At 70.0% G+C, this 12,327-nt stretch carries 12 protein-coding genes; 8 read left to right on the top strand and 4 right to left on the bottom strand.

The window, feature by feature from the left end; translation table 11 throughout:
- Window positions 1–4: 4 nt before the first annotated feature.
- From AB0I98_RS38255 to AB0I98_RS38245, 3 genes are all read left to right on the top strand, one after another.
- Entirely contained in the window at window positions 5–799 is a 795-nt protein-coding gene (locus AB0I98_RS38255; RefSeq protein WP_362949973.1) for an ABC transporter ATP-binding protein, read from the top strand.
- A 356-nt stretch (window positions 800–1,155) separates the two neighbouring features.
- Entirely contained in the window at window positions 1,156–2,130 is a 975-nt protein-coding gene (locus AB0I98_RS38250) for an alpha-L-glutamate ligase (protein WP_362949949.1), read from the top strand.
- Window positions 2,131–2,159: 29 nt separating this feature from the next.
- On the top strand, window positions 2,160–2,588 hold the full coding sequence (locus AB0I98_RS38245; protein WP_362949948.1) for an RpiB/LacA/LacB family sugar-phosphate isomerase: 429 nt from the start codon (window positions 2,160–2,162) through the stop codon (window positions 2,586–2,588).
- A 119-nt stretch (window positions 2,589–2,707) separates the two neighbouring features.
- On the opposite strand, the gene AB0I98_RS38240 is transcribed toward AB0I98_RS38245, so the two are convergent.
- Complete coding sequence (locus AB0I98_RS38240) at window positions 2,708–3,055, bottom strand: hypothetical protein (protein ID WP_362949947.1); 348 nt, start codon at window positions 3,053–3,055, stop codon at window positions 2,708–2,710.
- A 186-nt stretch (window positions 3,056–3,241) separates the two neighbouring features.
- Here AB0I98_RS38240 and AB0I98_RS38235 point away from each other — a divergent pair, with 186 nt between their 5' ends.
- Together AB0I98_RS38235 and AB0I98_RS38230 are read left to right on the top strand one after the other, a co-directional pair.
- Window positions 3,242–3,610, top strand: coding sequence for a ferredoxin (locus tag AB0I98_RS38235; protein ID WP_362949946.1), 369 nt, complete (start codon window positions 3,242–3,244; stop codon window positions 3,608–3,610).
- Between the two features lie 104 nt (window positions 3,611–3,714).
- Window positions 3,715–4,893, top strand: a complete 1,179-nt coding sequence (locus tag AB0I98_RS38230) for an acyl-CoA dehydrogenase family protein (protein WP_362949944.1) — start codon at window positions 3,715–3,717, stop codon at window positions 4,891–4,893.
- Between the two features lie 140 nt (window positions 4,894–5,033).
- On the opposite strand, the gene AB0I98_RS38225 is transcribed toward AB0I98_RS38230, so the two are convergent.
- From AB0I98_RS38225 to AB0I98_RS38215, 3 genes are all read right to left on the bottom strand, one after another.
- Window positions 5,034–6,923, bottom strand: a complete 1,890-nt coding sequence (locus AB0I98_RS38225; protein WP_362949942.1) for a propionyl-CoA synthetase — start codon at window positions 6,921–6,923, stop codon at window positions 5,034–5,036.
- Window positions 6,924–7,184: 261 nt separating this feature from the next.
- Complete coding sequence (locus AB0I98_RS38220) at window positions 7,185–8,198, bottom strand: NADP-dependent oxidoreductase (RefSeq protein ID WP_362949940.1); 1,014 nt, start codon at window positions 8,196–8,198, stop codon at window positions 7,185–7,187.
- 134 nt (window positions 8,199–8,332) lie between these two features.
- Window positions 8,333–8,911, bottom strand: a complete 579-nt coding sequence (locus AB0I98_RS38215) for a TetR/AcrR family transcriptional regulator (protein WP_362949938.1) — start codon at window positions 8,909–8,911, stop codon at window positions 8,333–8,335.
- A 239-nt stretch (window positions 8,912–9,150) separates the two neighbouring features.
- Between AB0I98_RS38215 and AB0I98_RS38210 the strand changes: the two genes are divergently transcribed.
- From AB0I98_RS38210 to AB0I98_RS38200, 3 genes are all read left to right on the top strand, one after another.
- The gene (locus tag AB0I98_RS38210; protein ID WP_362949936.1) at window positions 9,151–9,942 is read left to right on the top strand and encodes an SDR family oxidoreductase; all 792 of its coding nucleotides are present in this window, start codon (window positions 9,151–9,153) and stop codon (window positions 9,940–9,942) included.
- 343 nt (window positions 9,943–10,285) lie between these two features.
- Window positions 10,286–11,347 carry an alkene reductase gene (locus tag AB0I98_RS38205; RefSeq protein WP_362949934.1) on the top strand — a complete coding sequence of 354 codons (1,062 nt, stop codon included), beginning with the start codon at window positions 10,286–10,288 and terminating at the stop codon, window positions 11,345–11,347.
- 62 nt (window positions 11,348–11,409) lie between these two features.
- Window positions 11,410–11,844, top strand: a complete 435-nt coding sequence (locus AB0I98_RS38200) for an alpha/beta hydrolase fold domain-containing protein (protein ID WP_362949932.1) — start codon at window positions 11,410–11,412, stop codon at window positions 11,842–11,844.
- Window positions 11,845–12,327: the final 483 nt, after the last annotated feature.

Genomic DNA, 12,327 nt, shown 5'->3' with positions numbered 1-12,327 from the left:
GTCCATGCTCGACGTACGAAACCTGAACAAGACCTACTCCGGCCGCAACCGCACCGTCGAAGCGCTGCGCGACATCACCTTCTCCCTCGACGCGGGCGAACTGGTCTGCCTGGTCGGCCCGTCCGGCTGCGGCAAGACCACGCTGCTCAAGTGCATGTCCGGGCTGCTCGACCCCACCGGCGGCGAAGTGCGCCTCCAGGGAAAGCCGATCACCGGACCGCCGCCCGGTATGGCCGTCGTCTTCCAGGAGTACGGCCGCTCGCTCTTCGCCTGGATGACGGTGTTCGACAACGTCGCCCTGCCCCTGCGCCGCAAGAAGCTCGGCAAGGCCCGCCTGGCGGAGGTGGTCGGACACGCCCTGGAGGTCGTCGGCCTCGGCGACGCCCACCACGCCTACCCCTGGCAGCTCTCCGGTGGCATGCAGCAGCGCGTCGCCATCGCCCGTGCCGTCGCGTACGAGCCGCAAGTACTGCTGATGGACGAGCCGTTCGCCGCCGTCGACGCGCAGACGCGCGCCGACCTGGAGGACCTGGTCCGCCGGCTGTGGCGCGAACTCGGCGTCACCGTCCTGTTCGTGACCCACGACATCGACGAGGCCGTCTACCTGGGCCAGCGCACGATCATCCTGTCCAAGTCACCGACCGTCATCCAGGAGGACCTGCGCATCGACCTCCCCGACGAACGCGACCAACTGCACACCCGCTCCAGCCCCCACTTCGCCGAACTGCGCGCACACGTCTACGAGCAGATCCAGCGGGCCAAGCTCGGCGGCCCCGAGCACGCGGTGCCCGTCGGCTGACACGGACGCGACGCCACTGCCGTCGTCGGAAGGGCGCACGGCAGGGGGCGGACGGCGCAGAGGCAGGGGCAGGAGGCGGCTGCTCGTGCGCCCTGGCACGGGCTCCCGCCGCGCGCCTACAGTGTGGCGCCACAGCCCTGCGGCACGGACACGGCAGGGCGGAGCCCCACCTCGTGGTCACCGGCTATCCAGGCCCGGCCACCGTCCGGTTCCGGCGCAGCTCGCAGACCGGTACGGCGTGAAGAGCGACGGGTGCCGATGACCGCCCCGCGCGAAACGACACCCGTGACAGCGTCCGGGCCGCATCACCGCCGGTGCGCGGCACCCGTGCGCGTCGAGTACCGCTGGAGGCCGCTGTGTCCCGACCGTGCATCGCCCTGATCACCGACCCGACGTCGCCCGAAGGGTGCGGGGACGTACTCGCCCGGGCCGTGGAACTGCTCACCGTCGCCCCGCCGGTCCGGGTCGACGCCCGGCACTTCGCCGCCGGCGGTACCGGCATCGGCGTACCCGACGGAGACCGCTTATGCCTCCAAGTCCCGGAACAGGAACTGCACTTGGTGCCCGACATCGTCGTCCTGTACGAGATCCCGCCGCACCGCCGCCGCGCACTCGCCGACTTCCAGCGCCTCCTCGCCCGCCATGACGTGGTGACCCTGGGCGCCGGGGTGGCCGCCTGGCGGACCGCGACGGAGAAGGACCTCACCATGGAGCGCTTCCGGCGCGACGGCATCGCCCACATGGAGACCGTCGTCCTGTCCGCGCCGGACCCGCAGGAGGCTGCCGCCGCCTTCGACAAGCTCGGCCGGGACGCCTGGGCCAGGCCCGTGGTCGGAACCGGCGGCAACGACGTCTTCCACCTCACGACCGGCGATCAGCTGGAGCGTGCCGCCGCCTTCTACGCCGATCGCCGCACCGCCTGGCTGCTGTCCCGGGACGCGGGAAACATCACCGCCGACGGTCGGCGTCACCAGTTCCGGGTCTTCGTCCTGGGCGGGCGGGTCATCCACGCCCGCGAGCACCTCCAGCCCGAACTCGACACTCCCTGCAACACCTGCCAGGGCGCCACCCCCGTCCCCATCGCCCCACCCGACCTCCCCACCCGCCTCGCCGACCTCGCCGTAGCCGCCACCGCGTCGGTCGGACTGCCCTTCGCCGGCGTCGACCTGGCCGTCGAGAACGGCGGCGTCGTCTTCGAGGTCAACGTCCAGCCCGCCTTCGTCGACGGCGAACTCGACACGGTCGCCAAGCCGTACATCCAGGCACACCTCGACGCCCTCGCCTCGGGAAGCGGATGGCAGGAATCGGACGTTCTCCTGGACTGCCGATGAGAGACCGGCCCACCGGTAGGCTCCGGATTATGCGGATCTCGGTTTCCTCGGACATGGACGAACCTGTGGCCCGCGCCCTCGTCGCGGAGCTGCGCACGCGCGGCCACGAGGTGGTGACACACGGGGCGCTGCACGTCGGCGACGACCCGCAGTGGGCGGTGTGCTCGGAGGCGGCGGCCAGAGACGTCGTCTCCGGGACGGCGGACCAGGCGGTGGTGTGCTGCTGGACCGGCACCGGCGCGTCGATCGCCGCGAACAAGGTGCCGGGGGTACGGGCGGCCCTGTGCACCGACGCCTACACCGCGGACGGCGCCCGCCGCTGGAACGACGCCAACGTGCTGGCCCTCAGCCTGCGCCTGACCTCCGAACCCCTCCTCAAGGAGATCCTCGACGCCTGGTTCGCCGGCACGGCCAGCGAGGACGCGGAGGACCGGGAGAACGTGGACCGCGTCAGCTAACGGGTGCGCAGCCGCGCCCCGAAGGGGCGCGGGGCTGTGTTGAATCTGCGGCTACCGCCGCGTGGGCGCGACCAGCCCCCACCGGCCCGCGGCCAACGAACCGCATATCCGCGGAGCGCCTAGCGGTCGGCCTTCGGCCTGCCCCGCTGGTCCGGCGTGCCGTGCGGTGGCGGGCCGAACGGTTCCGGCGAGGTGGCGGGCGAGACCGGGGAGCCCGTGTGGCCTGCGGTCTGCTCGGGACGCAGGGCGCCCGGATCGCCGGACGTCGGCTCGGCGCCCGCGCGCAACTGCTCCAGCCGGGCCGTCAGGACGGCGGTCACCGGAGCGCGGTCGGCGTGCGCGCGCTCGTACGACAGCAGGGTCTCGACCTCCTCGGCGGTCAGTGACCGTACGCGGCTCTCCAGGCCGCCGATCGGCAGATGGTCGTAGTCGGGCAGCGGGAGGGTGCTGCGGCCGGAGTCGGCCATGGTTCTCACTTCCCTCGGTGCGGCGGGCCCGGCCGGGTCGCCGCACCCGCTTGGGCTCACGGTTCTCCAGGACCTCGCGGACCGGGCACGGTCCATGGGGTGCTCATGGCGCGCGAGTACCCGAGGTGCCTGCCGTGAACCGGGCGCACGGGGTTTGGCGCGTCCGGCTCCGGCTACCCGCTTGGTGTGACGGCATCCCAACAGGAACTCGTCCGGTTCCTCGAGGACCGCTTCGCATGCGCGCAGGCGTGCACCGAGTGCGCACGCGCGTGTGCTCTGCGCGCGAGCCTCCTGGACCCCGACGGGACACAGAACCAGGAACTCGTACGACGCAAGGGCATCATGTGCGCGGAAGTGTGCGACGCGACCTGCCGTGTGCTGTCCGAGCAGCAGGACCAGGACGAGGCGGGCGTGCGTATGCAGCTGGAGTGGTGCCGGGCCGTATGCCTGGAGTGCGCGCACCTGTACGACCAGCAGCCGGACGCCGAGGCGGCCGCCACGGCGTGCCGGGACTGCGCGCGGGCGTGCACGGACTTCCTCGCCAGCCTCGGCTGACCGCGCTTTGGCAGCCGGCCGTTCCCGATTCGGCATTCCCAATTTCTGGAACACGTTCTACGGTGTGCGCCGTCAGGACCGGCCTGGGGAAGCCTGGAGGCGTCGTGCATCTCGACTACACGCCCGAGCAGCAGCGGCTGCGCACCGAACTGCGCGCCTACTTCGCGGAGTTGGTGCCACGGCACGCCCAGGCCCGGTTCGCCGACCCGGCCGCACAGAAACGGTTCTACCGTGACACGATCCGGCGGCTCGGCACCGACGGCTGGCTCGGCGTCGGCTGGCCCAAGGAGTACGGCGGCCGCGGCCTGAGCGCGATGGAACAGTTCATCTTCTTCGACGAGGCCGCCCAAGCCGGCGTACCGCTGCCCCTGATGGCGCTCAACACCGTCGGCCCGACGATCATGCAGTACGGCACGGACGAGCAGAAGGCGTACTTCCTGCCGAAGATCCTCTCCGGCGAGATCGACTTCGCCATCGGCTACAGCGAGCCCGACGCGGGCACCGACCTCGCCGCGCTGAAGACCCGCGCGGTGCGGGACGGCGACGCCTACGTCGTCAACGGCCAGAAGATCTGGACGACCAACGGCGACACCGCGGACTGGGTGTGGCTCGCGGTGCGCACCGACCCGGACGCGCCACCGCACCGGGGCATCACCATGCTGCTGGTGCCGACCTCCGACCCCGGCTACTCCTGCACCCTGATCAACACCCTCGCCTCGCACGACACCACGGCCAGCTACTACGAGAACATCCGCGTCCCCCTCTCGCGCCGCGTGGGGGAGGAGAACCAGGGCTGGCGGCTGATCACCAACCAGCTCAACCACGAGCGCGTCACCCTCGCCGCGCACGGCACGATGGCGATCCGGGCCCTGCACGACGTCCAGCGCTGGGCGGCGGAGACGAAGCTCGCCGACGGCCGCCGCGTCGTCGACCTCCCCTGGGTCCGCCGCCTCCTCGCCCGCACCCACACCCGGCTCGACGCGATGAAGCTCCTCAACTGGCAGATGGTGAGCGCCGTCCAGGAAGGCACCCTCACCCCGCAGGACGCCTCCGCGGTCAAGGTGTACGGCTCCGAGGCCCGCCGCGACGCCTACGCCTGGCTCATGGAGATCGTGGCCGCCGCGGGTGCCCTGAAGGAGGGTTCCGCGGGCGCTGTCCTCCACGGCGAGCTGGAACGCGGCTACCGCTCCGCCGTGATCTTCACCTTCGGCGGCGGCAACAACGAGATCCAGCGGGAGATCATCTCGTGGATCGGTCTGGGGATGCCGCGGGTACGGCGTTAGCCTGCGGTGCGTACGGGCAGGTGGTGCTGATCTCGTCCGTGCCCGTCGGGTGGAGGTGGCCCCACCCTGGCCGACGGGCCGTGCCGCGCGGAGTCCGGTGGACGCGCTCGCCCACCGTCGGCCAGGGCGCTGTCAGCTGTTCACGGGGTGTGACCGCTGCGGCGGAGGACCGGGCGCAGTACTTCGATGACGCCGGGGTCGTCCACCGTGGAGGGGATGGGTTCGTCGCGGCCGTCGGCGATGCCGCGCATCGTCTTGCGCAGGATCTTGCCCGAGCGGGTCTTGGGCAGGGCGGCCACGACCGTGACGTCCTTGAGAGAGGCGACGGCGCCGATGCGCTCGCGTACGAGCTGGACGAGTTCGGCCTCGACCTCGTCCGGTTCGCGGTTGCTGCCGGCTTTCAGGACGACGAAGCCGCGCGGGATCTGTCCCTTGAGGTCGTCGGCGACGCCGATGACAGCGCATTCGGCGACGTCGGGGTGGGCGGCCAGGGCCTCTTCCAAGCTGCCTGTGGAGAGCCTGTGACCGGCGACGTTGATGACGTCGTCGGTGCGGCCCATGACGAAGACGTAGCCGTCGTCGTCGATGTGGCCGCTGTCGCCGGTGAGGTAATAGCCGTCGTAGGCCGAGAGGTAGGAGGCGACGTAGCGGTCGTCGTCGTTCCAGAGGGTGGGGAGTGCGCCGGGCGGCAGGGGGAGTCTGACGACGATCGCGCCGTCGACGCCCGCGGGCGTCGGCTTGCCCGAGGGGTCGAGGACGCGGACGTCCCAGCCCGGCAGCGGGCGGGTCGGGGAGCCGGGCTTGACGGGAGCGGCCTCGATGCCGACCGGGTTGGCGACGATGGGCCAGCCGGTCTCGGTCTGCCACCAATGGTCGATCACCGGGACGTTCAGCAGGGCGCTTGCCCAGTGGTAGGTCTCGGGGTCGAGGCGTTCGCCGGCGAGGAAGAGATAGCGCAGGTGGGAGAGGTCGTAGCCTGCGGTGAGCGCTCCCTTCGGGTCCTCCTTCCTGATCGCCCGGAAGGCGGTGGGCGCCGTGAACATGGTCTTGACCCGGTACTCGGCGGCGACCCGCCAGAACTGGCCCGCGTCCGGGGTGCCGACCGGCTTGCCCTCGTACAGGACCGTCGTCGCGCCGGCCAGCAGGGGCCCGTAGACGATGTACGAGTGCCCGACGACCCAGCCCACGTCGGAGCCGGTGAACATCGTCTCGCCCTGACCCACGTCGTAGACGGCACCCATGGACCAGTGCAGGGCGACCGCGTAGCCGCCGCAGTCACGTACGACTCCCTTGGGTTTTCCGGTCGTTCCGGACGTGTAGAGGATGTACAGGGGATCGGTGGCGGCGACGGGAACGCAGTCGGCCGGCGGCGCGGCGGCGACCACGTCGTCCCAGTCGAGATCGTCGGGCCCCAACTCGGCTGGCTCCTGCGGGCGTTGCAGGATCACGCTCTTCTCCGGCTTGTGGACGGCGAGTTCGATGGCCCGGTCGAGCAGGGGCTTGTACGCGATGACACGCTTGCCCTCGATGCCGCAGGAGGCGGAGACGACCACCTTGGGGGCCGCGTCATCGATACGGAGGGCGAGCTCGCGCGGGGCGAACCCGCCGAAGACGACCGAGTGGACCGCGCCGATGCGCGCACAGGCCAGCATCGCGACCGCCGCCTCGGGGACCATCGGCATGTAGATCACCACGCGGTCGCCGTGCCCCACGCCGAGCTGTGCGAGAGCTCCGGCGAAGGCCGCCACCTCGTCCCTCAACTGCACGTAGCTGTAGGTGCGTTGGGCGCCGGTGACGGGGGAGTCGTAGACGAGCGCGGGCTGTTCGCCGCGGCCGGCTTCGACGTGCCGGTCGAGCGCGTTGAAGCAGACGTTGAGCCGCCCGTCGGGAAACCAGCGGTAGAACGGTGCGCCCGAGGAGTCCAGGGCGCGTTGCGGAGTGACATCCCAGTCGATGCCCTCTGCCGCCTTCAGCCAGAAGCTCTCCGGGTCCTGGGTACTGGCGCGGAAGACATCCTCGTAGGTTCCCATCGCGTCGCGCACTCCTTTGTGGCATCGAGGGACGGTGGTGGGGCTGCGTGCGGAAACAGTGTCGGACACAAGTACCGCATGCTGGCCGGCTGGTCGAGGAGGATGCGGGAGCCAGGCGGACCGGTCACGGGCATCGCCGAGTTGGTTCCTGCAGCCAGGCGCCCAGGAAGCCCGTGCTGCTTGACCACTGCTCGGGTCAGCCTCGGGGTCGTTGCCCCTTCGGTGACCGTGCCGGACGGAGGGTCTGTGGTCGGCGCGGTTTCAGTCGTTGTAGGGCGCCATCGAGACCACGACCTTGCCGGATTTGGTGCGGCCCTGCTCGACGTGGGCCATCGCCTCGAGCGTCTGGTCGAACGGGAAAGTGCTGTCGATGACCGGGCGGAGCTTCCCGCTGTCGTAGAGGGCGCCGAGTTTGCGCAGTTGGGAGCCGTTGGCCTGCATGAAGAGGAACTGGTAGCGCACGCCCAGCGCCTTGGCCTGCTTGCGGATCTTGCGGCTGAGCACGTTCATGACCAGGCCCAGGAAGGAGGGGGCGCCGAGCTGCTTGGCGAAGCCTGCGTCCGGTGGGCCGACGACGCTGATGGCCAGGCCGCCGGGCTTCAGCACGGTCAGCGACTTCTCGAGGTTCGCTCCGTCCAGGGAGTCCAGTACCAGGTCGTAGCCGGACAGTACCTTCGAGAAGTCTTCCTTCGTGTAGTCGACGACGACGTCGGCGCCGAGGCTCCTGACGAGCTTCTCGGTGTCGGTGTTCGTGGTCGTAGCCACTGTGGCGCCGAGGTGTTTGGCGAGCTGGATGACTGTCGAGCCGAGGCCACCGGCACCGGCGTGGATGAGCACCTTCTGGCCCGGCTTCACGTGGGCACGATCGACGAGAACCTGCCAGGCGGCCAGGGCTACCAGCGGCACTGCGGCAGCTTCTTGGAGGGTGAGGGAGGCGGGCTTGGGTGCGACGTCGTCCATGTCGATCGCGATGAACTCCGCGAAGCCTCCGATCCGCAGGTCGCGCGGACGGGCGTAGACCTCGTCGCCGACTTCGAAGCCGTGTACGGCGGAGCCGACCCGCGTCACGACGCCGGCCACGTCGTGGCCGAGCACGAAGGGACGCTTGTACTTCAGGAGCTGCTTGAACTCCCCGTTGCGGACCATTTTGTCCAGCGGGTTGATGCTGGCGGCGCTCACTCTGACCAGGACGTCGCGGTCTCCGACGGTCGGCTCGGGCACTTCTGCGGCGCGCGCGCCGTCCTTGCCGTACCTCTCGACGACGAATGCCTTCATGCCGGCCGCCTCTCCACGTGGATGCTCCGGTGATCGTTGTGATTCTTCACGCAGGCCGCCCTGCGCGCCCGTTCTCGTGCGGCCGGGTTGGTGTGCTGGTCACGACGCTACTTCTTGAGTATAGAAAAGTAAACTCAGGGAGCTCGGTCTGCCGGTGGCTCGGTTGACGGGCCCAAAGAACCGTGTGACGCAGTCAGCGCTGTGTGGGTCGACTCCAGGATCTTCTCCGACAGTTGCGTGCCCGCCGTGGCCCGGGCAAGGAGGATCGCGCCGACCAGAGTGGCCACCATGGGAAGGCCGTCGTTGGCGTCGTCGGACAGCCACTCGGCAAATGCCTCGACTCCGGCTGCGTACGTTTCGCGCACCTCCTCGGCTGTGGGCTCGCGAGCCATGTCCCCTGCGAATCCCGCGGTGGGGCAACCGGTGCCGGGGTGGTCGCGGTGCTCGGCCGACAGGTAGAAGTCGAGGAGGGCGCCACGCGCGGTGTCGTGATCGCCGTGGGCCGTATCGAACGACGCCAGGAGTAGATCAAGGTCCCCGAAAGCGGTTTGAGCCGCCTCGGCGATCAGGGCCTCCTTGGAGGCGAACTGCTTGTAGAAGCCGCCCGTCGTCAGTCCGATGGACTTCATCAGATCGGCGACGCTGATGCCGTTCACGCCGCGCTCCCGGAAGAGCTGGGACGCCGCGGCGACCGCGCGCCTGCGGTTCTCCATCGCTTGTGCCTGCGAAACCCGACTCATCGGTCACCTGCCCACGTTAGATAATTAAGCGCATCTATCCTACGCGAAGTGCCGGGTGGCCACCGCGGCACCCTCCAGGCTCCGACTGTGGACGGTGACTGACGGCATCGGGGGACCGCGTTGACGGGACAGCTTTAGATACCTATCGTAATCTAAAGCGGGGCCGACGCTTTGGCCTCCACTCATCCGCCAGCCCAGAAATGAGATCCACCATGACCACGCAGAACAAGAGCGCCGTCGTCACCGGCGCGTCCGCAGGCCTGGGTGCCGCCTACGCACAGCGGCTTGCCGACCGCGGCTACGACCTGATCCTGGTGGCCCGGAACACTGAGCGGCTGGAATCGCTGGCGTCGGACATCCGCAGCCGCACGGGCCGTGCGGTGGACGTCGTCACCGCCGACCTCACCGATGCGGCGCAGATCTCCGTGGTCGAGGAGCGTCTGCGGACCGACGAGAGCATCGCGGTATTGATCAACAACGCCGGCGCGGCGCTGTTCGCGCCGCTGGCAATGTCCGACGCGGCGGCCTCCGCGGCGCTGATCAACCTCAACGTGACATCGCTGACCAGGCTGACCACCGCGGTCCTGCCGGGCCTGATAGCCCGCGGGCACGGCACCGTCGTGAACATCTCCTCTGCCCTGGCTCTCAACTTCCTGCCCGGCGGCTCCGTCTACAGCGGCACCAAGGGCTACGTGCTGACGTACACCCAGGCCCTGCAGCAGGAACTCGCCGAGAGCCCCGTCACGGTGCAGGCCGTGCTGCCGGGCGCTGTCCGCACGGAGATCTGGGACCGCGCCGGCGTCGACCTCTCGAGGTTTCCCGACGAGGCGATCATGAGCGTGGACGACGCCGTCGACGCGGCACTCGCCGGACTCGACGCCGGGGAGCCCGTCACCATCCCGTCACTGCCGGAGATCAGCGACTGGGAGTCGTTCGAGAAGGCGCGTCAGACGCTCGTCCCGAACCTGTCCCTGCGGGTCCCGGCCGCTCGCTACCGCGGCTGACCGCCGTCCGACTCCGGTGCGGTAGTCGTCCCTCTGTGACAACGGCACGCCCGCTGCCGCACACGACCGAAGCGTCCTCCGCCGTGGGCGAGGGAAGACCGACGAGCTCGGCTTCCTCCTTCCCTCTGTACGAACAGCCGGGGCCCGGCACCGCATGCATCGGCGGCGGTCATGTGCGCGGCTGCGAGCCCGTCCGCGCCGCCGACTGCCCCTTACGCGCAGCTCGCCTTCCGCGGTGGAAGGTCACCGGCCCATCCGGCCGGCTCACCGCCTACACGCTCCCCGCGGGGCAGGCAGCCCGCCACCCCGCAGCTCTCTCTCACTCTTATTTGAGGAAACATCCATGTTGAACGCCCTGTGGAACCCGATCGTCGCCGGGGAGATCTCCCTGCCGCACCGGCTTGCGATGGCCCCCATGACGCGGGACCGGTCCACCCCGGAAGGCATACCCACCGAGCTGAACGCCGAGTACTACGCCCAGCGCGCCTCGCACGCCCTCATCGTCACCGAGGGCACCCAGCCCAACGCCGACGGCCAGGGCTACCTGCTCACCCCCGGCATCTACTCCGAGGAGCACATCGCCGGCTGGCGCAAGGTCACCGACGCCGTGCACGGCGTCGACGGACGCATCGTCATCCAGCTCATGCATGTCGGACGGATGTCCCACCCCGACAACACCCCCCACCACCGGCAGCCGGTCGCCCCCTCGCCGGTCCGGCCGGCGGGCACCATGTTCACCCCGTCCGGCCCTCAGGAGATGCCAGTTCCGCGCGAGTTGTCCACGGAGGAAGTCGCCGCCACGGTCGACGACTTCCGCCGCGCCGCCGCGGCCGCCATCGCGGCCGGCGCCGACGGCGTCGAGATCCACAGCGCCAACGGCTACCTCCCGCATCAGTTCCTCGCCACCAACACCAACCAGCGCACGGACCGCTACGGCGGCTCCATCGACAACCGCATCCGCTTCGCGGTGGAGGTCGCCACCGCCGTGGCCGACGAGATCGGCGCCGGCCGCACCGGCATCCGGATCTCCCCCGGCAACCCCTTCAACGACATCGCCGAGAGCGACACCCACGAGCTGTACCCCGCCCTCGTACGCGCTCTCGCCCCGCTCGACCTCGCCTACCTGCACATCGGTCACGGCGGCGACGACGAACTCCTGCGCACCCTCCGCGAGTTGTGGCCGAACACCTTGGTTCTCAACCGGGCCGGCACCGACATCGCCACCCGTGCGCAGGACATCGAAGACGGCCTGGCCGACATCGTCACCGTCGGCGTGATGGCCCTCGCCAACCCCGACCTGGTCGAGCGCGTACGCACCGGCGCGCCGCTGAACACCCCTGACCCCGCCACCTTCTATGGCGGCGGCGAGGCCGGCTACACCGACTACCCCACCCTCACTGCCTGACAAACCCCGGCGATACCGCTCCTGGCGGCCGGTGGGCCCGGATGGCCCCATGGAGGTGCCACGTGTCTGAACACGCTGCAGTTGAACTGAGCCCGGAAGCGATCGAGTTCGCGGACTTCATGGCCGGACTGGCGGTTCCCGAATCCGAGCTGGATGCGATGCGCATCGTGTCCGAGAGCGTCCATCTCAAGGCCCGGGAGCCGGAAGGCGTCACCTACCGGGAGGTGGACGCGGGTGGCGTGCTGGGAATCTGGTGCGAACCGGTCGACGCCAACACCGACTACGTCCTCCTGCACGGTCACGCCGGGGGCTCCGTACTGTCGTCGGCATTCGTCGACCGAAAGCTCGCCGGCCATATCGCCAAGGCCGCCGGGGCTCCCGTACTGGTTCTGGACTTCCGGCGAGCACCGGAACACAAGTACCCGGCTCAGGTGGACGACGCGGAGGCGGCCTTCAACTGGCTGCTGTCCGAAGGGTATGAGCCGGCGCAGGAATGACGGATCCCGCCAAACCGCTGCCACCACCGCCCCCCGGCGTGCTGAGGCAGCGGCCGTGCGACCGGAGGATCGCACCGGGACAACCGCCCCCGCAGCGCCGAGTCACCACAGCACAGGCCGTACGGAGCGGACAGCTCCGGCACGGACCTCGCGCAGCACCCCCGCGGTGCGTCAGACGCGAGCGCGCCCACCCGGAAAGCACCCGCCCCACGGCCCCACCACCGTTCGGGGGTCCGGCATCCACGACCAGCAACTCACGCTGTTCGCAATGCCCGAAACGGCCAACACCGGCCAATCAACCTAGGAACGGTCCGGGAGACGACGAAGATCTGACCTAGGCGGGTCCGGGGAAGCGCGGGTGCAGGATCCGCGCGCCTGCCGGATCGGGACGATGGACGGACGCCGACATGGCCTGCGGTGGCGCGCAGGTCCGCGACGCCCGCGCCCTCGTCCCGGTCCGGCAGACGACGGTCGGGACGGACG

Source organism: Streptomyces sp. NPDC050211 (assembly GCF_040656035.1).
GTDB lineage: Bacteria > Actinomycetota > Actinomycetes > Streptomycetales > Streptomycetaceae > Streptomyces.
Note: the sequence above shows the minus strand (reverse complement) of the source record. Positions and strands in the feature narration are given on the sequence as shown.